Below are 22,680 nucleotides of genomic sequence, written 5' to 3' on the forward strand. Positions count from 1 at the left end.
GCGCGTTATCAATATGTTAAGCCGAGACTAATGCTTTAAACATTTGTCACTTGCTTGCATCAACTGATGCATTTTCAAGCAAGAATAAATTTTCGTGTGCACTGTTATATCAAATATTTGTCATATTACAAATATATATTGAAGAGTTTTCATATATTTTTTGCGCTAGATTCCACTCTCTGCAGTAGCTTGAGCCAGATCAAGCCCTGAATTGTTTCAAGCTATTGCAAACTGGCTTTGTAGTTTACTTACACCAAGTCCATTCATTTTGTTGACTTTAATTTGTACAGCTATGCGCTCTTTCATGGCTTCTATATGGCTGATCACACCGATCATTTTGCCTGATGCATTAAGATTATCTAACGCATCTAACGCTGTATCTAATGTTTGACTGTCTAACGTGCCAAAGCCTTCATCAAGAAATAATGAATCAATGCTGGTTTTATGGCTGACCAAATCGGACAAGGCCAGTGCTAATGCTAAACTGACTAAAAAACTTTCGCCCCCAGATAAAGTTCGCGTATCTCTAATTGCATCACCTTGCCATGTATCCAGTACCTGCAGTTCTAGTGCTTCGCTATCTTTGCGCTCAAGTTGATAGCGACCATGCAATCTATCTAACTGTTTATTAGCCAAGGCGACCAAATGGTCGAGCGTTAAACCTTGCGCAAAACGGCGGAATTTATCGCCCTTTTGTGAACCAATTAATGAATGTAAATAGGCAATGTCATCATAGTCTTGCTTTGCCAGCGTCAACTGTTCAAGTAAAGTTTGTTGTTGATCTTTTAACTCTAGATCTTGTTTTAAGGCATGCTGACACTGCCATAATGTTTGTTGCTGAAGATGCTGGCGTTCAAGCAGTATTTGCTGCTCTAACGTGACCTCATCTATTTGCAACACATTAAAAGCATGCAACACGCCTTGCTGTTGTAGTTCATTGTTATTTTTAGTAGCTTGAGTGAATAACACCTGCGACTCTTGTAATTGATTATCTAGCTGGCGCTTCAATACTGTTAATCTTTGATGTTCATCTGGCGCCAGCAATGCTTGGTGATATGCCGCTGCATTTTCAAATGGACTGGCTGTTAATGCCAGGTGCCAACGCTCAGCAACCTGTTGATGGTCTTGATGCTCTGACTCAAGCTGACGAGTTAATCCCTGTTTTTGGGTGGCTAGGGCTTGAATGTGAGTTTTACTATCTTGCAGTTGAGTGAATTTTCCCTGCAAACCGCTTTCTTGCAGCATCAAACCATGTTCACTTTGATGCTTGACCTCATCGACTTGCTTATCGGCAAATAAATCCGCTCTTTGCTGCTGCTTTAACTGTAAATCCTCTTGGGTTTGAACTAATACTACTTGAGCCAGCTCAATTTGTTCGGCGATTTGCATTGCTTGATGCTGATATTGCTGTGATTCCTGCTCCAGCAATGCCAATTGCTGACGATTATTATCCAGCGTTTGACGAGCATCTAGCCATTGTTGAATATCGGCCTCAAGTGAGTGTAACCATGAAGCGGCCTCAGCCCAATCGGGTAATGTTAAATCACACTCGTTGATGTGTTGGGTTAACTGCTGTTTGATCTCGCTTGAACTCGACTCAATTTCGTTAATTTGATGGGTGTGCTTATCGATTTGCAGCTGAGCCGTTTTAAGCTCAAGTTGTGCCAACTGCAACTGGCTATTTTCAGCATTTTGTCGCTGTTCCAATTGAATCATCTGCTCACCCAATTGGCTGACTGATTCATTAAGGGCTTTAAGCTGCAACAATACATCTGACAACTGCTTTTTATATCCATCTATTTGGGCATTATAATCAGCAATAGCTTGCTGACTTTGCACATCATTCAAATCAAAGCTCACGCCCAAAGCCTGACAGCAATCTATTGCTTGATGCTGGTATTGCAGCTGTTTTCCTTGCCACTCTTGGATAGCGGTTTGTTGGTTTTGTTGAATATAAGTCAACTCGGCTAGCGCTTGCTTTTGCTGCTCGCCTTGTTTTTTCAATTGTTCAAGTTCATCGAGTAACACGGCTTCTCGGCGCTCGGTGTGCGATAAATCCAGTTCTTGGTATTCAGTCACTAAAGGATGTTCAATTGAACCACATAATGCACACGGCTCACCCTCAATCAGTTTTGCTCGCTCGCTGGTTAAATCAGCAATGCGCTGTTCTTGCTTGAGTAGTTGCTGTACATCTTTTAATTGCAGATTTTTATCGCTCCACTGCCCCCGTGTTTGGGTAAGCGCCTTATCTTTATCAACCATTTCCTGTTGGCGCTGATGAATAGCCTGTTGCCCATCAGCTAAAACTTGACGCCCGAGAGTGTAATCCTGTGCAAGTTGTGTCAATTTCTCTCGAAAACCTTGCTGTTCTAGTATCTGTTGATGTTCATTTTGTAAGTCGCCTTCGGTTTTACCCGCTAACAATTGGCTTATATTGGCTTTTAGGTTTTGTTGTTCGCTACTCAAAAGCACTACTTGCTCGCTATTGGCAGTAATACATTTTTGTACCCTATCAATTAGCTGTTGCTGCATTGCCGATGTGCGCGTATGAACATCAATCTCGGCGCGATACTCCCGTTGGTTTTTAGCCAGAGACAACCATTGCTGATACTGAGTTTTCCAAGAAGCAATATGTTGGCCAATAACCTGCCCCAAGGGAAACTGGCTCACCAAATCAGTTAAATGATGCTGGTTTTGGTTGATATTCGCGATGGCGTTTTGGCTATCGATAAGGCGTTTACTAACAGCCAGGTGGTCTTGCTGTTGTTTGGCAAGAGTTTGCTGCTCACGCTCAACCTGCTGCTTTAACACTTTAATATCATGATCTAAGGGTATAATTTGCTGATCAATTAATAGTAATAATCGTTTATGTAAGGTTTTAGCCGCATCGACTGTGAGTTGCTGAGCAATATAAGCCTGTTCATTTTGGCCTACCTTAATGCTTGATTGTTGTAACTGCTGACCAATGCGTTCGATTTGCATGGTTAAATCAACCAGCTTTTTGGCTAAATAAGCTTGCTGTTCAAATATCGGTTTAAGCTGTTGCGCTGGCTCACTATCCGCTAACCTTTGCAATGCACTTTGTTGACCATCAATAGCTACTTTTGCCTGTTCAAACGCTTTTTGGCAAGCTAAATGGTGTTGAGTGGATTGAGTCAGTTGCTTGTGCCACTGCAAGAACACATTTTTATGTTCGATCTGTTGATGTAATGTTTCCAATTCGCGGGTTAACGTTTGCTGCAACGCTTTATTTTCTAACACTTGATCAGTACTTAATACCTGAACATGGTTAATTTGGCTTTCGAGTAACTGTAATTGCTGCTTAGATTGGCTAAATTCCTGGTGCACTCGCTCAGATATCAAACCATAAATTTCCGTGCCGGTTAATTCTTCAAGTAACTCTGCTCTGACATTAGCATCGGCATTCAGAAATGCCGCAAACTCGCCCTGAGATAACATCATGGACTTAGTGAAACGCGCGAAATCTAACCCGGTTATTTTTTCCATGGCATCAGATTTTAATTTTATTTGGCTGGCTATAATTTTACCGTCGGCCATTTGTGCTAACTCAACTTGCGCATCCTGTAGGTTACCATCGGCATTATCTCTGGCACGACGCTGGCTCCAAAATGCCCGATAACCGACCCCTTTCACTTCAAATTCAACCTCAGCTAAACACTCACTGGTGCCACGGGTCATTAGCTCGTTAGTTGACTTTGATATCACAGCTAAGCGCGGTGTTCTGTGGTAAAGCGCTAAACAAATCGCATCTAAAATAGTCGTTTTACCCGATCCCGTTGGGCCGATAATGGCAAACAGACCGTTTTCAGCAAATGGGCTGGCGGTAAAATCAATTTTCCACTCATCTTTAAGTGAATTGATATTTTTAAATCGCAGAGACAGTATTTTCATTATTTATTCTCCGCTTGTTGCGCCAATTCAACTTCTTGCTGTAATTGGTCAAACTTGGTCATTATCCGTTGTTTAAATGCTTCATCATCAAACTGTTCTTGCATTAGTCGGCGTTGAAAAACCTCTTTTACTGATAATTCTGACAGGGTTTCATTTTGATTAATTTGCATTGCCGCTTTACGGTTAGCACGAGCACGTTTAAGTTGCAGTACTTCGACAGCTTTATGTTGAGTCATTTCGATAATTCTTGACTGTAAGTCAGATAAATAATCTTGTTCAGTGACCTCGATACTTAGCCAAGTTTGTTTGAATGAGCCAGAAACATCAGAAGCGCTAGACACGTTATCGTCATTACTGTCAGCAAATAATGCTATTTGTTGCTGAATTTGAGCAAGGTTGCCACGAATAAACTGCATAGGTTGGAACATAGGAATATTAAGTGCCTCAACCTGCATAGGGCCTTCAGCCTGCCACTGTACTAAAAACACACTTTTATTAGACTGGTTATCTTTTGATAACTCATCAAAACTTAATGCTAATGGCGAGCCTGAATAACGAATATGCTCAGTTTTAGCGACGTTTTGAGGCCGATGAATATGCCCTAAAGCGATGTAGTCCGCAGGTGGAAATAAGTTGGCATTAAAAGCATCTAAACTGCCAATATAAATCTCGCGCACTGATTCAGACGTACTGGCGCCAACAGTCGTTAGATGCCCTGTGGCGATGATCGGTAAATCTTCATTTGTAACATTTTTATGCTGCGCTTGCAGGATCTGTGCTTGTTCAAAGCTTGCTTGATAGTATTGGGCTATTGCATTGCCAAGCTTTAATTGCTTGTCTTTTGCACTTTCATCTACCTGGCTTTGAATTAACTCTCTGGGACGCAAAAAAGGAAGACCACACATAATGGCACCCGGCAGACCTTGACGGTTGTTAATCACAAAAACATGCTCTTCAGGTAAGGATAATGCGCCAGGGATCACTAGGGTATTTAGGCAAGCAAGTAGTTCTTTAGACTCGCCCAGCATGGATACTGAATCATGGTTGCCACCTAAAATAATCAACTGGCAACCAGATTGCTGCATTTGTACAATAAATTGATTGTAAAGGGTTCTGGCATAACTTGGCGGCGTGCCGGTATCAAAAATATCGCCAGCAATAATTAAGGCATCAACCTGATGTTGCTCAATTTGCAGCAGTAACCAAGCCATAAAAGCTTGATGTTCTGCGGCGCGGTTTTTTCCAAAAAAATGCTGACCTAAATGCCAATCTGAAGTATGAATAATGCGCATAATGACCTTTACTCTAATTCGTTTTCAATACGACCCACTGAAATAAATACTGGGTGCGGATGTTCGACATTACATATATTGTGACCACAAGAGTTTTATACTCATAGCAAAAGACATGACCACCACCAAGGGTTTGATGATTTTCACGCCTTTGGTCATCACTAACCTTGAACCCAAGGTGGCGCCTATAGCCTGGCCAACCAACATAATAAGCCCAAGTACTACAACCACCTGACCACCAATTACAAAGAATATTAACGACGCTATATTGGTTGAAAAATTCAGTACTTTCGCATGCGCTGTGGCTTTAGCTAAACCAAAGCCCATTAATGACACAAAAGCGAGTGCAAAAAAGCTTCCGGTACCTGGGCCAAAGAAACCATCGTAAAAACCGACACTCAGTGCAGCGGTAAAGGCAAATACGGTCGGGGTGAGCACTTGGTGACGATCATCTTCTGCAATTTTTTTAGAAAATAGAAAATAACAGCCAATGGCTAAAATTAAGAATGGCAATACCAGTTGTAACACCTCAACATCAATCATTTGAACTAAAATAGTACCTACAGCGGCACCTAAAAAAGCACATATTAATGAGAGTTTAATCGCTTTAAGGTCAACCATGCCTTTGCGAATAAAATATAAACTCGCAAAAAAGCTGCCTCCACAAGCTTGTAGCTTATTGGTACCCAATGCCGCCGCGGGCGGTAAACCCGCCCACATCAATGCAGGAATAGTAATTAAGCCTCCACCTCCGGCGATAGAATCAATAAAACCAGCAAGCAGCGCAACGGCAAATAAAATTAGGCCAATTTGTAAAGTGAGCTCAAACATGTATCGCAACCAGGACAGGCAAAGAGAGGTATTAAACCTGCTTTAAAACAGAATTACAAAGTATCAAAGCTAGAAAATACTGTAACCTTAATAAAGAGGCTTATTTGCGATTAAACAAACACCATTTTAATCGAATGCTGTTCATATCGTTTACAGGCTTATTGCGCTAATATTGATTAATTTAACCTTGTCATTTTATATGGCATAAAAAAACCACCTATTAAAGGTGGCTTCTAGTTGTTAGTCATATCTAGACTAACCCATACTTATAGTAATGAGTATGGCTGTAACCCTAGTGACGACAATGTTCATCATGTACATGATCGTCATCGGCAAAATCACCGTCACCTTCTTGATGCTGCATCACGCCCCAACCATCGGAAACACCATCAAACTCTTTAGCAAAGTCGTTTAATTGGATTTCTTTAGCCACTAATGCATCATAATCTGGCACCATATTGGTACACACAATGACTTCCCATTTACTGCTATCTTCATCAAAGTTGAGTTCTAACTCACCTTCTTCATCTTGTTTGCTTAACACTTCAAGTGCTGATTCAGCATCGCGCTTATCATCAAAAACAAGGAAAAAATCGACTTCTAATTCAAGGGTTAAATCAATACCAGACTCAGCCATTGCAGCCAACATTTGTCCGTTATCATCATCAGGGAATTGCATGGGATATTCCTTAAACTGTTGGCACTATTTTAATCATTTGACCGTTGAATGAAATTACATCATCAACGACACACTTTTTACGTTTGCGGGTGTCAACATCACCATTAACGGTAACTTGACCTTCAGTGATAACATGTTTTGCCTCACCACCGCCGTTCACTAAACCTTGTACTTTTAGCACTTTATAAAGTTCAACGAATTCATCGCCGGGTAATAATGGAAAATCTACCATGGGGATTTCACCTTGATTAACTAATTCATAAGATCAAACGAAAATTATACCCTATGGCAGCTTAGCAAGCATCAAGCATTTTTAATAGATGAGGTTGCTGATAGATAAAGCCCAGCTGTTGGCATATAAGATTGCCATCAATAACTTTACTTGGCGAAATTTGTTGATTAAAAGTCGGTGCACTCGTTCCAGCATGGATAGCAGCCTGGCTATAAAAAGTTTGCTTTGTTGGATGGTCTGGCGCACAAAGATTATAAACAGCACCGACTGTAGATGAACTTAGAATAAGGCTTATTGCCGCGACACAATCATCAAGATGAACCAGATTAACCGCTACATTACCGCCACTAACATTTTCTTTGCCAGCCAAAAAGCGTCCAGGATGTCGTTTAGGCCCGACAAGCCCTGAAAATCTGACGATACAAGCATTGCCCATACAAGAAAAAAGTGATTCAGCTTGTAACAAAATGTCACTGACTGGGCTATGTGATGTGGCGTCTTGTTCCGTCATAATCTTATCTTCACTAGGATAAACACCTGATGTACTGATAAAAATGACTCGTTGGTATTGTTTATCCCCAATGACTGTTTTTAGCGAATTAAGATTTGCCATATAGTCTGTTTCACCACGTCTAAGACCCGGCGGTATATTAACCACAAGCATGTCACTATCAAGTAACTCAGTAGCGGAAGCCACATCGATTTCAGTACTAAGATCTAATTGATATGCTGTGATGCCAGCTTGTGATAAGGCGATTAAATCTGCTTGTTTGCGTTTATTAGATTTAACATGGTGCCCTTGCTTAATGAGTGATTGAGCCAATGGAAAACCAAACCAACCACAACCAATGATGGTAACAGATGCCATAAAATACCTTAGTAGGAAAAATGATTAAAATAGAAGTTGATAAGATTATCTGCTTGCAAAGTTTTTATCGCGCCATCACTCAAACTGTCTTTTTTGACCACCTCAACAATTTCCACTTCACCGTCAATTAAAAAACGAAGGCTGGGATGACCACCACTGATATTACACGACCAAACATGGGGCTTTTTAACTTCACGGGTAGTCATCATCACTTTTGCGACTTGATCATCAGACAATTTAACTAATGTTCCTGGAGGGTAAATACCCAACACTTTGACTAATAGTGACACTAAATGAGCTGAATGCTGACCGGTCCGTTGTTTAAACAATATCCCTAACGCCAATTGAGGTGAATGGTACTGATGCATCAGCTTTTGATAATCATTGGCCAAAGCCACAATTTGGGTGGTTTCGGCAATGTTTTTTTCAGTGAGATGATCAGGATAACCTGACCCATCTATAAATTCGTGATGATGTAAAATAATATCGACTACCGCTGCAGGAAACAGACCACTGCGATTAACTAGGTCATAACCTAAATTGGGGTGCATCTTCATGAAATTAACTTCGTGGGCAGATAATTCGCCATGCTTACGCCGAATAGCCTCTGGTACTTTAAGCTTACCTATATCGTGTAACACACTCCCTAAAGCAATATCCCTTAGCTTTGATTTATCCATATTATTTAAGTGAGCAATGGCCATTGAAAGTACGGCAATTGAAACACCATGTGAAGTCAGGCTGCTCTCTTTCTTACCATGATCAACTAGGGATAAATATACTGCTTCACTTTCGAGTAAGTGTTCTAATAAGTCTTCAACTAATGTTGCTGATTCACGGTACATACCTTCAGGATCACTGATCACTTGACCAAACATATTATGGCTATCATTGATCGCTTTCATAAATCGTTTCTGCCCGATACGCATCGACTTTTTGGCTAGCGCTTTATAATCAGTTTCAACAATTTCTTCTTCAGTTTCTTCTTCAACTTCCCCAACTTCGCTAACAGTAGGCAGCAAATCATGACCAGCCAGTACAAATACAAAATCAATATCCAGCCCTTTAATTATTTCAATTTGGGCCTGTTGTTCAAGCTTAATTTTATTAATAAAAAAAGGGTTTTGTGTCCACGGCAAAGGCAGCTTTATCGTCAGCCCCAATATAAGCTCAGAAAGTGGTATTTGGATAGATTCTTGTTTAGCCAATGAATATGTCTTCCATACTGAATTGTTATTGTGGTCGGAGCCATGGTTCAAAATAGATATCGAGTACTTACACTATAGAATAAATGTTGAATTTAAGTTGCTTTTTTATCATCTTGTTCATCGTCTTGTTCATCAATGATGTGCCAATCATTAAAGTAATGATGTAAACGCTTAGACTTGAACAGGTAAATACTGGTCCAAAATAGAAATAAAGCATCCAGCGCATAGGTCAAACTAAATAAAAAATCAGCATGTATTAAACGTTGTATCAACATGCCTGCATCAAGCATCAATAACAACCACAGTATGGCTTTTCCACGCTTAAACCAGGGTATGAACCAGTGCCATTGCCTTTTACGCTCAGCAATAATCAGTCCATACAAAAATACCGCGCCTAACCCAGCAAATAATGCCAAAATAAAATCTTGTTTGTGCGGGTAAAACAACCTTACTAGCCCCGACTGATCATTAAACTGGGTCAAAGAGGCAATAAAAACACACCAACCACGGGCTAAAAACACCAAAATTATATACAAGAAGTAAGGCGGCTTTATATGGCCTTTATCATCAAGCCAAGTAATGTTGCTAAAATCCATGCTACACAATGACCTTTTTAACAAAGATATGAGTAGAGTCGTTCGCTATATTACTCATATTAAGCCCGTAAAATAGCGATTAAACCATCTTCATCAATCACTTTTACACCTAACTCCTGTGCTTTAGCGAGTTTAGAGCCTGCGGCCTCTCCTGCGACTAGACAATCGGTATTTTTTGACACACTACCTGCGACTTTGGCGCCTAACGCCTGAAGTTGTGCCTTAGCATCATTGCGATTCAATTGGGTTAAGGTACCTGTTAATACCCAGGTTTGACCTTTTAAACTTAAACCACTTTCATCTGTTTGCTCGATAGATGGCCAGTTAATACCGCTTTCGAGCAATTTATTCACCACCTCTAAATTATGCTCCTGGGCAAAGAAATGGCTGATATGTTGAGCAACAATTTGGCCAACATCATCAACGTCTAATAGCTGTTCAATTGAAGCAATACGAATTGCCTCAATAGTTTTAAAATGTGCCGCTAGGTTTGCTGCGGTGGCCTCGCCAACTTCACGAATACCTAGGCTATATAAAAAACGCGCTAAGGTAGTTGATTTGGCATCTTTAATTGCTGCAACTAATTTTGTTGCTGATTTCATTGCCATACGATCAAGCATAGTTATTGCTGACGCAGATAAACCAAATAAGTCCGCGGGGCTTTTTACCAGTTCTTTGTCAATCAGCTGCTCGACAATTTTATCGCCCATACCATCAATATTTAATGCTTTACGGGAGGCGAAATGCTTAATCGCTTCTTTGCGCTGTGCTTCACAAAATAATCCACCAGTACAACGAGTAACAGCCTCCCCCTCAATACGTTCGACATCGCTTTGACAAATTGGGCAGCATAGCGGGAAAACAATATCCGTGGCACTGTCGGCACGCTGTTCTAACACCACAGCGACGACTTTAGGGATTACATCTCCGGCACGTCTAATAATCACAGTATCGCCAATTTTCACCCCAAGACGGGCGATTTCATCGGCATTATGTAATGTGGCATTAGACACAGTAACACCACCAACAAAAACAGGCTGTAATCGAGCAACAGGAGTAATTGCACCAGTACGGCCCACCTGAAAATCAACTGCCTCTAATACTGTCATTTCTTCCTGAGCAGGAAATTTATAGGCGATTGCCCAACGTGGCGCTTTAGCCACAAAACCTAAATCAAGCTGTTGCTGAATAGCATTAACTTTAATCACCACCCCATCGATTTCATAGGCAAGTGCGCTTCTGCGGGTTAAAATATCCTGATAATAGGCATATACCTTATCTAAATCATCACACACTTTTACTTCAGCACTAACAGGCAAGCCCCAAACTTTAAGTTGCATTAACTGACCAAAATGGCTTTGTGCCATTGGCAGTGATTCACCCTCAACCACACCCAAAGCGTAAGCATAAAACCCCAGCGCCCGTGAAGCAGTAATTTTACTATCAAGCTGGCGTAAACTGCCGGCGGCGGCATTGCGGGGATTAACAAAAGCTTTTTCATCTTTCGCCATTTGACGTTGGTTTAAAGCATCAAAGGCGGCTTTGGGCATAAACACTTCACCGCGCACCTCAACTAATTCAGGGTAACCTTCACCCCGCAGTTTTAATGGGATTGACTTAATGGTGCGCACGTTGTCAGTAATATCTTCACCAACAGCGCCATCACCGCGGGTTGCTGCACGTTCAAGTACGCCATAACGATAAGTAATTGATACCGCTAAACCATCTAATTTGGGCTCACACACATACTCGAGCTGCCCAACCTTATCTGTAATACGCTTGTTAAATGCTTCAAAGTCGGCTTGTTCAAACGCATTATCTAAACTTAGCATAGGTTTTAAATGGGTGATCTGATCAAACTTTGCTAACGCTAAACCACCCACTCGCTGGCTGGGTGATTCAGAAGATTTAAACTGTGGGAAGTCTCGCTCAAGTTGAATTAAACGCTGCATTAAGCGGTCGTATTCAGCATCAGGAATAGTAGGTGCGTCATCTACATAGTAATTGATATTATGTTGATTTAAGACTTGAGATAATTGAGCGATTTCAGTTTGAATTTCTTGCATGATATTAATCCGTAATACAATAAATAAGGCCGCATTAGCGGCCTTATAATACTAATAAACAACAAATATTCGATATTAAGCGGTTGCGATCCGGCGCTTATAATCTTCTTTGGCAGCATCATTCCAAGGCTGACGCTTACCATCTAACAGTTCAGCGTCTAAGTCTTCGGCCAATTGCATGGCGGAATTAAGCATAATGGTGAAGTTCATTTTAGGGTCGCCATAGCAAGGTAATGTCATAAACAACACCACACCTTCGGTAACAAATTGTTCCATATTATCAGGATCAAACACCCCGGGTTTTACCATGTTAGCTAACGAAAATAGCACCTTGCCTGTTCCGGCATTATCAATATGACGGTGAAAAATTTCCATATCACCAAACTTAAAATTTAACGACAACAATGCGGGCAATAACTCAGCACCTTGCAATAATTCACCAGTTTTAGACACAACATGCAATACTAATACATCTGTTGGATCGCCTAGTGGCTGCTCTGGTTTTGAGTCGGCAACATCATCAGTAGCCACTTTTACAACCGCTGACTGCACTGGTTGACTATCTTGTATATTTTGCTGTTCAGAAAATGACACTTGATGTTTATCTGGTTTAGTTTGTAACAACTGTTCTTTAGATTCTGCATAAGTCGGCAGCTTTATTTCTTCAAGATTTCTATTTTTAACATCGCGACTTTCAACATCTCCATTAGCCGCGTTTAATGGCGCTTGCTTTTTATCAGTTGATGACTGCTGGCCGATTAATGTTTGTTGTTGTGCTTTCTCAGCCGCTTTATATAACCCCATCTCAACAGGTTTATCTTTGTCCTGCGCGGTTTTAAATATCGTGCTGGTTTTATTAAAGGCAGATTTAAGCACAGGAGGTTCAACTTCAGTTGATTTACGTACCCTTATAGGGCCAATACCATCATTATCGAAACCATTTGAATCGCGTCGATCGGCTTGTTCTTTATAGAAGTTTGCCATAGGGCTTTCTTTCATCGACTTTGGTTGCTGTTTTCTAATCGACCAAAAACCGTGCACAAGAACCGCAATAATTGCGATTGCACCTAAAACTAACAACACTAGCTGTAAATCTTCCATTGTATACTTAATTCCTATTTATATTGCGTCAGCAAGCGCTACAGCGGCTTCTATATCTACCGCGACTATACGTGAAACACCCGGTTCATGCATAGTGACACCAATGAGTTGGTCAGCCATTTCCATGGTTATTTTATTGTGGCTGATATAGACAAATTGCACACTTTGCGACATCTCTTGTAGCAAACGACAAAATCGTTCTACGTTAGCGTCGTCCAAAGGTGCATCTACTTCATCCAGCATACAAAAGGGTGCTGGGTTTAATCTAAATATGGCAAATACCAATGATAAAGCGGTTAACGCTTTTTCTCCACCACTAAGTAAGTGGATGGTACTATTCTTTTTACCCGGAGGCTGCGCCATGATGGTCACACCGGTTTCGAGTAAGTCATCATCGGTCAATGCAAGGTATGCTTTTCCACCACCAAAAACCTTAGGGAACAACTGCATTAAGCCATTGTTTACTGAGTCAAAAGTAGCTTTAAATCGTGTTCGCGTTTCTTTATCAATTTTACGAATAGCATCTTCCAATGTCATCAGACCTTGATTTAAATCACTATCCTGACTATCTAAATATTGTTTACGTTCACTTTGGGTATCATATTCCTCAATAGCCGCGAGATTGATGGCACCCAAGCCATTAATCTCGTCACGGACTGTTTCTAATGCTTTTGAACATGCCTTTATATCAAAATCATCATCAATATTGGCTAACGCGTTTTGAAGGTTAATATGCTCTTCCTGCAAAACCTGCAATTGCACATCCGCTTGGCCTTTTATACCCTCACGACGTAACTTTAACGCGCTTATTTTTTGAGTCAAGCTTTGTAGCGTGACAAGCTGTTGTTTTTGCATCATTAGTGATGCATCTAGGCTTTGTTGCAAATCAGCTTGTTGTTGACGGTTATCATTAAGCTTAATCTGATTGCGGTGCTGAATATCAAGCTGTTGCTCTAGCTGTAGCTTAATATTATCCCGCTCAACCTGTTCAAGTGACGCTTGTTTTACCTGACTACGCTGTTCAATAGTTTCGTAACGCTCTGATAGCTCAGATATTTTTTCACCCTGCTGGGTTAACTGCTGACGGCTGACGGCCACCTGAGTATTAATTTGCTGCAAGGTCTGATTGATATTGGCCTTATTTCTTTCAAGCTCCGCACGCTGGGTTTTCAAGTCGCGTAATTGTGTGCTGGTATGCTCAAACCTATGCTGTGCGTGCTCTAGCCTCAATTGACGCTGATGAGTTTGTGTCTCTAAAGTTTCAACTTGCATTGATAAAGCTTCAGCTTCAATCAATTGTTGTTGCTGATGTTCCTTGGCCAAGTGTAATTCTTGAACCAATTGCTGCAGGGTAATTTGATGATTATGCTGCTGTTCAACTAATCCTTCATACTTAGACTGTGCTTGGGTTTGTGCCACCAACAGCTGTTGTAACATTTGCTGAGATTGCCCTAATAGGACATTTACTTGAGCTAACTGAGTAACTTGAGTCGTTTGTAACTGCAATGCAGTAGCACTTTGAGCTTCAAGCTCTGCCACGCTTTCAATTAAGCATTGTTGCTCGGTGACTAAGCTGATCACTGATTGATGATTAGACTGCGCTAGTATAAAACCGTGACCAACTAAATAACCTTCTTTTGATACCACAACCGATGAGGCTGATAAACTGGCAATTTTTTCTTTTGCTTCTACAAGCGTCTCAGCAAACACAACCTGCTCTAACCAAGGTGCCAGATTAACTGGGCTGGTTAAAGCCATATGTGAAAAAGTATCACTTAAAAGCATAAAGCCATTACTGATAGAATCTAAATGAGTAAGCGCATTTTCAGTCGTTAGCACTGCAGCCTTGCTAACAGATTGTAGCAATACGTCAACGGCTTTTTCATAACCTGGGGTAACATTGATCACTTGCCATAACTGCTGAACATCGACATCGCCAACTTGGTTATCTAACCACTCATTAATTAATTGCAGCCGCGCCTTGGTGCTGGCGAGTGAATCTTTTATGAGATGATAACCATTTTGTGCCTGTAATAGATGTTGTTCAGCCTCAACTAAATGTAGATCAAGTTGTTGTTTAGCCGCTTGCTCCGCGATTGTTTGCTCATTTAAACGGCTTAATTTAGCTTGCTGTTCTAGAATATCTTGCTCGATATCTGCATGGGTTAACTGTTGCAATTTTTGCTGTAATAAAGGAATTGTTTGCTCATGCTTATTAAGCAATTGTTGCTGGTGCTCATTTCGCGATTGATACACGGCAAGCTCAGTTTTAACCTGGTTTAACGCATTTGCAGCATCATTAAACTGATGCCTTAAATCATCGCTAGATTCATCAACCTGATGAACTTGTTCATCTAACATCTCGAATTGAATTTTAGCTTCTTCAAGCTCAGGCATTAACGCTGACTGTTTATTTAATCCTGCAGCTAAAACTAACTCATATTGTTGTTGCTTGAGTACGGCATCATCAAGACGCTGCTGAATCACTAACATTTCTTGTTCGCGCTGCGAATCTTGAAGTTGTTGATGTTTCAATTGCTGCTCAAACTTAGCAACTTCATTGCCGGCTTGATAATATTGTTCAACCAGTTTTTGTTCGGTATCTGTTAAGCCGTTAATTTGTTGTTGTAATTGCAGCACTAAATTTTCAGATGATTGCTGACTCGCGGCAAATTCACTTTGTTGGCGTTCAAGCTCATTTAACTGGCTGTGCATTTCTGCCGACTGCTTCGACAAATCTTGGTAGCGTCCGGCTAATAAATTGGTGTGCAGCTCACGTTCTTGCGATTTTAACGCTCGATATTGTTTTGCTTCTTGGGCTTGCTGGGCTAAGCGTTCAATTTGATTGCCCAATTCTTGACGAATATCGTTTAACCGTTCAAGATTTTCACGGGTATGGCGAATGCGGTTTTCGGTTTCACGGCGGCGCTCTTTATAACGAGAAATCCCCGCGGCTTCTTCAATAAATACCCGTAACTCTTGTGGCTTAGACTCTATTAGGCGCGAAATGGTGCCTTGTTCAATAATGGCATAGCTGCGCGGCCCAAGACCAGTACCCATAAATAAATCGGTAATATCTTTGCGACGACACTTTTGACCATTTAAAAAGTAGAATGATTCACTGTCACGGTTAACCTGCCGCTTAACAGAAATTTCTTGATAGCTAGCATATTGCCCTGCTAGTCGACCTTGAATATTTTCAAATATCAGTTCAACACCCGCTACAGAAATAGGCTTTCTGGAGGTGGAACCATTGAAAATGACGTCTGTCATCGAGTCGCCGCGCAGGTTTTTAGCGCTACTTTCGCCCAGCACCCAACGCACAGCATCAATTACGTTAGATTTTCCGCAGCCGTTTGGACCTATAATGGCGGTCAAGGGATGATCAAAGGGGATTTTTGTTGGGTCTACAAACGACTTAAATCCAGCAAGTTTTATTTGTTTTAATCGCATTAATGCCGGTATAGTTTGGTTAACGTTGCTTCTAGGCTGCTCACTGTAGCAATTGAGGCGCATTTTGTAACGATTTTTTGCTTTTAGATACAGTTTATCGCTTGTTTTCTGTCACATCGATTGTCACACTCCCCCCTAAGAAATACTTATCACCCCGTCGAGGAGCCATCAATGGCAGTAACATCTCCTTCAAACCGTAAAAGTGGCGTTAACTACTTTTTGGAAGGCTTTGCGCTTATTAAGCAACCCGGATTACGTGCATTCGTGTTTATCCCCTTAATGATAAATCTACTGCTATTTGCTGCGGTCATGTATTTTGCAGTGGGAAAATTAGGCGATTTATTTACCTGGATGAACGGTGAAATACCGGACTATCTTTCATGGTTAAATTTCTTCCTGTGGCCGTTAGCCGTATTAACCATGCTAGTGGTGATGTCGTTTATTTTCAGCTCTGTGATGAACTGGCTAGCGGCACCTTTCAATGGTTTGCTAGCTGAAAAAGTTGAACAGCATTTAACCGGTAAAAATCTTAATACCGGTGGCGCGGTAGATTTAATTAAAGACTTGCCGCGCATAATGGGCCGCGAATGGATTAAGCTGAAATACTATTTACCCCGGGCACTGATTTTTTTAATCTTATTCTGGGTACCTGTTATAGGCCAAACCGCTGCGCCTATTTTGTGGTTTTTATTTACCGCATGGATGATGGCAATACAATATTGTGATTACCCATTTGATAACCATAAAGTGCCCTTTGATGATATGAAATTTGCTTTGCGAAATACTAAGGGAACCAGTTTTAGCTTCGGGGCATCTGTAACACTATTTTCAATGATCCCAATTGTGAACTTTATTGTTATGCCAGTGGCTATCTGCGGGGCAACATCAATGTGGGTTGACCGTTACCGTGATGCCTATAAAAACCCGTCAGTTGCAGCAGATTAACCATAGTTGCTTACAAACAGTAAACCCTTTATGCAGCGATTTCATTAAACAGTTGCAGGCCAAACAGTAGCCAACTTAAATCACCCCCAACTAAAGCGCTAAGATTGACTCTTGGCGCTTTTTTTGTAATGATATCTACATTCACATCGTACAATTTCACCAGCACAAATTTTGTAACATTTTGACAATCTTTTTATAGCATTAAAGGTCGGAATTATTGCGTTTGTTTGCGACAATGCATAAAACAACTAACAATATTCAAGATAACCAGTGAATAACTACTCAAAAACTCTATTAATACTCAGTGGCCTAATCAGCTTTAGCACCTTTGCTGGCAGTAGCGATCAATTTCATGCCACGCTGCCTACACTAAGCGATGACATTATTATTGATGGTGATTTCGATGAGCCTCAATGGCAGCAGGCTGAAGCAGTTGAATTGAAGTTTGAAACATCACCAGCTGAAAACGTTGCTGCACCAGTGGTTACAACCGCAAGAATATTTGCTTCGCAAACCAGTTTATATGTGGCATTCACCGCTCATGATCCTAATCCACAAGCCATTCGTGCCAATTTGCGTGACCGAGACAAGTCTTGGGGTGATGACATGGTGGGTATTAAACTAGATACATTCAATAATGCCCGGTTGGCCTATCAATTTTTTATCAACGCCTACGGTGTTCAAAGTGATTCAATTGAAAACGAGCTAACAGGACAAGAAAGTGATGCTTGGGATGGTATTTGGTACAGCAAAGGTAAAATCACTGAGACAGGCTATCAAGTAGAAGTTCAACTTCCGCTCAGATTATTCAATTTTGATGATTCAAATGCCGTTCAAAACTGGGGCGTGGAATTTATCCGCTTTTACCCTCGACATGAAAATCAGCGTTTTTCAACGCATAAAATAGACCGCAATGTGTCATGTAAATTATGTCAGCTGGGGATTTTACAAGGGTTAGAAGGTGCTAAACAGGGTAAAGACATTCAAATAACGCCGTCACTTGTTGCCAACCAAAATAACCAGCGCAACTTAACCCCTAGTACGCCCTGGGAAGCGGAGTCAGACGTTGAAGCAGGACTGGATTTACGTTGGGGCATAACGCCAACAACCCTATTAAATGCAACAATTAACCCCGACTTCTCCCAGGTGGAATCAGATGCAGGTCAATTAGATGTTAACAATACATTTGCGCTGTTTTTCCCCGAAAAACGTGCATTCTTTTTAGATAACAAAGACTACTTTGACAGCCAAATGGAATTGCTTCATACCCGTAATATCAGTTCTCCTGACTACGGTGTAAAACTGACCAGTAAAACCGATGATCATACTATTGGGGTATTAGCTGCAAATGATATCCAGACTCAATTTTTAGTTCCTGGTAATTTAAGCTCAGATATCGCCACCCTTGATCAAGAAAGTTATAACGTAGCAGCGCGATATCGTTACGACCCCAGCAAACAATTATCTATTGGCGGGGTCATGACACTCAAGCAGTCTGATAATTATCACAACTATGTTTATAGTACTGATATGAAATATCAGCCGACAGAACAAGACACCTTTACCGCCCAGTATGCATTTTCACAAACAGAATATCCTGATAAGTTTTTTAATCAATTCTGTAAAGGGGATGACTGTACTATTGCTCCAATAGAATGCGATTTAAGTAACTGTGACTATAACGAACGAGTCCTGCGAACGAATAAACAGGACCAATTTAGCGACAATATGTTCAAACTAACCTACCAGCATAATCGTCGCGAATGGTACGCCTCAACACAGTATGAATCTGTGGGTGATGACTTTAGAGCCGATTTAGGCTTCATTGAAAAAGTCGATGCGGCCAAGTTTGTTGCCGGTGGTGGCTATCGCTGGTACCCATCTGAGAACTTTTTTAATAAGATTCAATTAGGTGGCGATTGGGATATTACACATACCCAAAAAGGGGAGTTGCTCGAACAAGAAGCTGAAATGTTTGTTGAACTTGAAGGTGGCTATCAAAGCTATATTGCTTCAGGCATCACCCAACGTGAACGTGTAGGCAGACGCCATAATCCATCCAATATCGACATTGACAACAATACCCAAATGTTTGATGAAACTATCGGCTGGTTTTATACCAACTTTGTACCGCTGCAATCAATCAAGCTAGAGTTGGACATCAATTACGGTGATAGCATCGACTTTGCCAACGATCGCTTAGGCACATTAACCATGTTCAACCCCGAAATTGAATGGAAAATGACCGACTCGATTGTGTTAGATTTATCCCACAGATATCAAACGCTTGATGTTGATGGCGGTAGACTGTTTACCGCAAACCTAACCGACATCCGAGTAAACTGGCAAATTACTCTTAATAGCTTTATCCGCCTGTCTAGTGTGTATACAAATATAGAAAGAGACCCAAGCCTGTATATTTATCAACAACCTAATACCAAATATAAAGACCTAGGTAACGAGTTGCTCTATGGCTACAAACTCAACCCACAAAGTGTGTTCTATATCGGTTACTCAGATGCATTTAAAGCCGACGACGAGATTGATTCATTAACCCAAAATGACAGAACCTACTTTATGAAGGTAAGCTACGCTTGGTTATTGTAACGCGGTAAACAGGCATTGAGCGTGTATTTTTTATGATAAGCAGCTGCTAGGACAAGACACAAAACCAATAAAAGCCGTGAGTATTTACTGACGGCTTTTATTGAGTATTAATGTAATACAGAGTGGTGAAACAATCAGATATTTAAGTGCTTTTGATACAGCTGCACCGTATTGAACATTTAATCTTTAACATTTCTCGAGCACGATACTGCCAATAGAATAGCCAGCCCCAAATGAACATAGTAGACCGAGATCGCCGGTTTTAAAATCGCTATTAAACTTGTTAAAAGCAATAACCGAACCAGCAGAAGCGGTATTAGCAAACTCATCAAGTACTATTGGTGCCGTTGTTTCGTCAACGTCATCACCTAATAATTTTTTAACTACAAACATATTCATGTTGATATTAGCTTGATGTAACCATAAACGTTTAAATTCTTCAGGTTTGATTTGCTCATCTGCAAATTGCTTATCTAAATGCTGATAAATCATTGGCAAAAGCTCTTTAAATACTTTACGTCCTTGTTGATGAAATAACTTATCGGCAGTGCTCGCATTGTCAGGATCACAACGATTCACAAAACCAAAATTGCTGCGAATATTGTTAGAGTAATCTGTCATACAACTTGTCGATAAAATATTGAAAGCATGTTCTGTTTGAGCTAAATCTTGCCTTTCGACCACAACCGCAGTTGCCACATCACCAAAAATAAAATGACTGTCTCGGTCTCTGAAATTACTTTGCGGCGAAGTCAGTTCAGGGTTTATGACTAATACGCGATTTGCAGTACCGCCTTTAATCGCATTAACCGCATTTACTATGGCAAAGGTCGCTGACGAGCAAGCTACTAGCATGTCATAGGCAAAACCTTTAGTGCCAATAGCTTGTTGAATTTCAATTGCAATTGCAGGATACGCCCGCTGCGTATAGGCACAGGCTACAATCACTAAATCGATATCCTCAGCATTCACTTTTGCCTGGGCCAGCGCTTGCTTTGCAGCTGCAATACCCATGCTAGCCTGCAGCGACAGCTCATCAGACGCTTGATCAGCAATTAATGGCATCATTATCTCAGGGTTTAAGATCCCCTCTTTCACCATTACGTATCGATTTTTTATCCCTGATGCTTTCTCGATAAATTCACTAGATGAATATGCCAAGGGCTCAAGTTCATTGCTTTCTATTTGCTGAGAGTGTTGTTGATTATGCAAATCAACATAGCTGTTGTAGCTAGCAACTAACTCATCATTAGAAACCGCATAAGGAGGAACAAAAAGACCACTACCTGAAATAACTACTTTTATCATGATGATTACCATTATTAATTTAATTGAGCTAAATGCCTATTATTTGGAATAACAAAAACCATTAAAATCCCAAATGAGGCTATACAGTCACCACAAAAATTGTATCTGTGAAAAAGAATTCATATATTTAGCCGCTTGGCGCCATTTTAGTCCTAACTAGAAAAATAGTCTCACTAATATGTCCAAAATAACTCGATGGTCAGACCATACAGGGGCTAGAGGATATCTCTTTGTATACAAAACGACCACCAAAACCATGCATTAAGCATAACAGCGAACCCTTTTATAACCAAAAGGAATAAAGAATAACAAATATTCACTTCTAAATTCCCCTGTGAAGTTTATGATTAGGCAATGCAAAAATAGGAGTAAACATTCATGAGCAAAATTTTCGAAGATAATTCATATACTTTAGGTAATACTCCACTCGTTCGCTTAAATCGCGTCAGTAACGGTAACGTATTAGCCAAAATTGAAGCCCGTAACCCAAGCTTTAGTGTTAAGTGTCGTATTGGCGCTAACATGATTTGGGATGCGGAAAAGAAAGGCACCTTAACTAAAGATGTCGAGTTAGTAGAACCAACATCAGGTAATACAGGTATTGCACTTGCTTATGTTGCCGCAGCTCGTGGTTACAAGTTAACCCTAACCATGCCAAACACAATGAGCCTAGAGCGTCGTAAACTGTTAAAAGCACTTGGTGCTAAAGTGGTATTAACAGAAGGCGCTAAAGGCATGAAAGGCGCAATTGATAAAGCAGAAGAAATTCGTTTATCAGATCCGTCTAAATATTTAGTTTTAGGTCAATTCAGCAACCCTGCTAATCCTGAAATTCATGAGAAAACCACAGGTCCTGAAATTTGGAATGATACTGATGGCCAGGTAGATGTGTTTGTTGCCGGTGTTGGTACTGGTGGCACGATTACAGGTACTAGCCGTTTCTTAAAAGCACAGGGTAAAGAAGTTATTTCTGTTGCTGTAGAGCCAGTAGATTCACCCGTTATTGCTCAAGCTAAAGCGGGTCAACCTATCCAACCTGGACCACATAAAATACAAGGTATTGGCGCGGGTTTCATCCCTGGAAACCTAGACCTTTCATTAGTTGACCGCGTTGAAGCTGTTAGCAATGAAGATGCTATTGAAATGTCATTACGCTTGATGAAAGAAGAAGGCATTTTAGTAGGTATATCTTCTGGTGCAGCGGTTGTAGCAGCTAATCGTATTGCTGCACTGCCAGAATTTGCAGACAAAACAATCGTAGTTATTTTACCATCAGCCGCTGAGCGTTATTTATCATCAGTGTTATTTGCTGGTGAGTTTGGCGAAAGCGAAAACGTACAGTAATTTGTTATTTTCAGACCACTTTAATCAGTGGCTTGTTATTTAATCCAAAAGCCTAGCTCATGCTAGGCTTTTTCTTGTTTCAAATGTTTTAAAAATCAAAAACTAGAACTGGATCAAAATCTTACTTAAATTGCCTTGTTATTATAGTAGTCATTTAATTGGCTGCTTTAAATAACAGTACCGATGTCTTATTGGTATTCTGAAAAACATCAGCCTTCTAAAGCTGCTCGCCGTATTA

Annotated in this window: 15 protein-coding genes; 3 read left to right on the forward strand and 12 right to left on the reverse strand. The window is 40.7% G+C overall.

What is annotated here, in order from left to right; genetic code table 11:
• Positions 1 to 216: 216 nt before the first annotated feature.
• The 11 genes from ACRWP9_RS13825 to smc form a co-directional block, all read right to left on the reverse strand.
• A complete protein-coding gene (locus ACRWP9_RS13825; protein WP_434926484.1) occupies positions 217 to 3,912 on the reverse strand; it encodes an AAA family ATPase in 3,696 nt (1,231 codons plus the stop codon).
• Positions 3,912 to 5,204, reverse strand: coding sequence for an exonuclease subunit SbcD (gene sbcD / locus ACRWP9_RS13830; RefSeq protein ID WP_434926485.1), 1,293 nt, complete (start codon positions 5,202 to 5,204; stop codon positions 3,912 to 3,914). The genes ACRWP9_RS13825 and sbcD overlap by 1 nt, the downstream gene beginning before the upstream one ends.
• A gap of 69 nt (positions 5,205 to 5,273) precedes the next feature.
• A complete protein-coding gene (locus ACRWP9_RS13835) occupies positions 5,274 to 6,035 on the reverse strand; it encodes a TSUP family transporter (protein ID WP_434926486.1) in 762 nt (253 codons plus the stop codon).
• A 292-nt stretch (positions 6,036 to 6,327) separates the two neighbouring features.
• Positions 6,328 to 6,714: a ribonuclease E inhibitor RraB gene (locus tag ACRWP9_RS13840; RefSeq protein WP_434926487.1), complete on the reverse strand. Its 387-nt coding sequence runs from the start codon at positions 6,712 to 6,714 to the stop codon at positions 6,328 to 6,330.
• Positions 6,715 to 6,724: 10 nt separating this feature from the next.
• Positions 6,725 to 6,946 (reverse strand): RNA-binding S4 domain-containing protein, encoded by a 222-nt coding sequence (locus tag ACRWP9_RS13845; protein ID WP_226414945.1) that lies wholly within the window; start codon positions 6,944 to 6,946, stop codon positions 6,725 to 6,727.
• Between the two features lie 61 nt (positions 6,947 to 7,007).
• Positions 7,008 to 7,814 (reverse strand): NAD-dependent epimerase/dehydratase family protein, encoded by an 807-nt coding sequence (locus tag ACRWP9_RS13850; RefSeq protein ID WP_434926488.1) that lies wholly within the window; start codon positions 7,812 to 7,814, stop codon positions 7,008 to 7,010.
• Between the two features lie 8 nt (positions 7,815 to 7,822).
• Positions 7,823 to 9,022, reverse strand: a complete 1,200-nt coding sequence (locus tag ACRWP9_RS13855; RefSeq protein WP_434926489.1) for an HD-GYP domain-containing protein — start codon at positions 9,020 to 9,022, stop codon at positions 7,823 to 7,825.
• A 92-nt stretch (positions 9,023 to 9,114) separates the two neighbouring features.
• On the reverse strand, positions 9,115 to 9,618 hold the full coding sequence (locus ACRWP9_RS13860; protein WP_434926490.1) for a DUF2919 domain-containing protein: 504 nt from the start codon (positions 9,616 to 9,618) through the stop codon (positions 9,115 to 9,117).
• Positions 9,619 to 9,677: 59 nt separating this feature from the next.
• Positions 9,678 to 11,684 (reverse strand): NAD-dependent DNA ligase LigA, encoded by a 2,007-nt coding sequence (ligA, locus tag ACRWP9_RS13865; RefSeq protein ID WP_434926491.1) that lies wholly within the window; start codon positions 11,682 to 11,684, stop codon positions 9,678 to 9,680.
• Positions 11,685 to 11,759: 75 nt separating this feature from the next.
• Entirely contained in the window at positions 11,760 to 12,785 is a 1,026-nt protein-coding gene (zipA, locus tag ACRWP9_RS13870) for a cell division protein ZipA (RefSeq protein ID WP_434926492.1), read from the reverse strand.
• A gap of 18 nt (positions 12,786 to 12,803) precedes the next feature.
• Positions 12,804 to 16,238, reverse strand: a complete 3,435-nt coding sequence (gene smc, locus ACRWP9_RS13875; protein ID WP_434929076.1) for a chromosome segregation protein SMC — start codon at positions 16,236 to 16,238, stop codon at positions 12,804 to 12,806.
• 171 nt (positions 16,239 to 16,409) lie between these two features.
• Between smc and cysZ the strand changes: the two genes are divergently transcribed.
• Together cysZ and ACRWP9_RS13885 are read left to right on the forward strand one after the other, a co-directional pair.
• Positions 16,410 to 17,183 (forward strand): sulfate transporter CysZ, encoded by a 774-nt coding sequence (cysZ, locus tag ACRWP9_RS13880; RefSeq protein WP_434926493.1) that lies wholly within the window; start codon positions 16,410 to 16,412, stop codon positions 17,181 to 17,183.
• Positions 17,184 to 17,453: 270 nt separating this feature from the next.
• A complete protein-coding gene (locus ACRWP9_RS13885) occupies positions 17,454 to 19,790 on the forward strand; it encodes a DUF5916 domain-containing protein (protein WP_434926494.1) in 2,337 nt (778 codons plus the stop codon).
• Positions 19,791 to 19,976: 186 nt separating this feature from the next.
• On the opposite strand, the gene ACRWP9_RS13890 is transcribed toward ACRWP9_RS13885, so the two are convergent.
• Positions 19,977 to 21,098: a beta-ketoacyl-ACP synthase III gene (locus ACRWP9_RS13890; protein ID WP_434926495.1), complete on the reverse strand. Its 1,122-nt coding sequence runs from the start codon at positions 21,096 to 21,098 to the stop codon at positions 19,977 to 19,979.
• A gap of 378 nt (positions 21,099 to 21,476) precedes the next feature.
• Between ACRWP9_RS13890 and cysK the strand changes: the two genes are divergently transcribed.
• Positions 21,477 to 22,442 carry a cysteine synthase A gene (gene cysK, locus ACRWP9_RS13895; RefSeq protein WP_434926496.1) on the forward strand — a complete coding sequence of 322 codons (966 nt, stop codon included), beginning with the start codon at positions 21,477 to 21,479 and terminating at the stop codon, positions 22,440 to 22,442.
• The last annotated feature ends 238 nt before the right edge of the window (positions 22,443 to 22,680 follow it).

This window comes from Shewanella sp. HL-SH2 (assembly GCF_051164935.1).
GTDB classification, from domain to species: domain Bacteria; phylum Pseudomonadota; class Gammaproteobacteria; order Enterobacterales; family Shewanellaceae; genus Shewanella; species Shewanella glacialimarina.

Bases quoted from the DNA above. Each gene is read 5' to 3' on its own strand.
- ACRWP9_RS13825 (WP_434926484.1), bottom strand. From the start codon at position 3,912: ATGAAAATACTGTCTCTGCGATTTAAAAATATCAATTCACTTAAAGAT.
- sbcD (WP_434926485.1), bottom strand. From the start codon at position 5,204: ATGCGCATTATTCATACTTCAGATTGGCATTTAGGTCAGCATTTTTTT.
- ACRWP9_RS13835 (WP_434926486.1), bottom strand. From the start codon at position 6,035: ATGTTTGAGCTCACTTTACAAATTGGCCTAATTTTATTTGCCGTTGCG.
- ACRWP9_RS13840 (WP_434926487.1), bottom strand. From the start codon at position 6,714: ATGCAATTCCCTGATGATGATAACGGACAAATGTTGGCTGCAATGGCT.
- ACRWP9_RS13845 (WP_226414945.1), bottom strand. From the start codon at position 6,946: ATGGTAGATTTTCCATTATTACCCGGCGATGAATTCGTTGAACTTTAT.
- ACRWP9_RS13850 (WP_434926488.1), bottom strand. From the start codon at position 7,814: ATGGCATCTGTTACCATCATTGGTTGTGGTTGGTTTGGTTTTCCATTG.
- ACRWP9_RS13860 (WP_434926490.1), bottom strand. From the start codon at position 9,618: ATGGATTTTAGCAACATTACTTGGCTTGATGATAAAGGCCATATAAAG.
- ligA (WP_434926491.1), bottom strand. From the start codon at position 11,684: ATGCAAGAAATTCAAACTGAAATCGCTCAATTATCTCAAGTCTTAAAT.
- zipA (WP_434926492.1), bottom strand. From the start codon at position 12,785: ATGGAAGATTTACAGCTAGTGTTGTTAGTTTTAGGTGCAATCGCAATT.
- smc (WP_434929076.1), bottom strand. From the start codon at position 16,238: ATGCGATTAAAACAAATAAAACTTGCTGGATTTAAGTCGTTTGTAGAC.
- cysZ (WP_434926493.1), top strand. From the start codon at position 16,410: ATGGCAGTAACATCTCCTTCAAACCGTAAAAGTGGCGTTAACTACTTT.
- ACRWP9_RS13890 (WP_434926495.1), bottom strand. From the start codon at position 21,098: ATGATAAAAGTAGTTATTTCAGGTAGTGGTCTTTTTGTTCCTCCTTAT.
- cysK (WP_434926496.1), top strand. From the start codon at position 21,477: ATGAGCAAAATTTTCGAAGATAATTCATATACTTTAGGTAATACTCCA.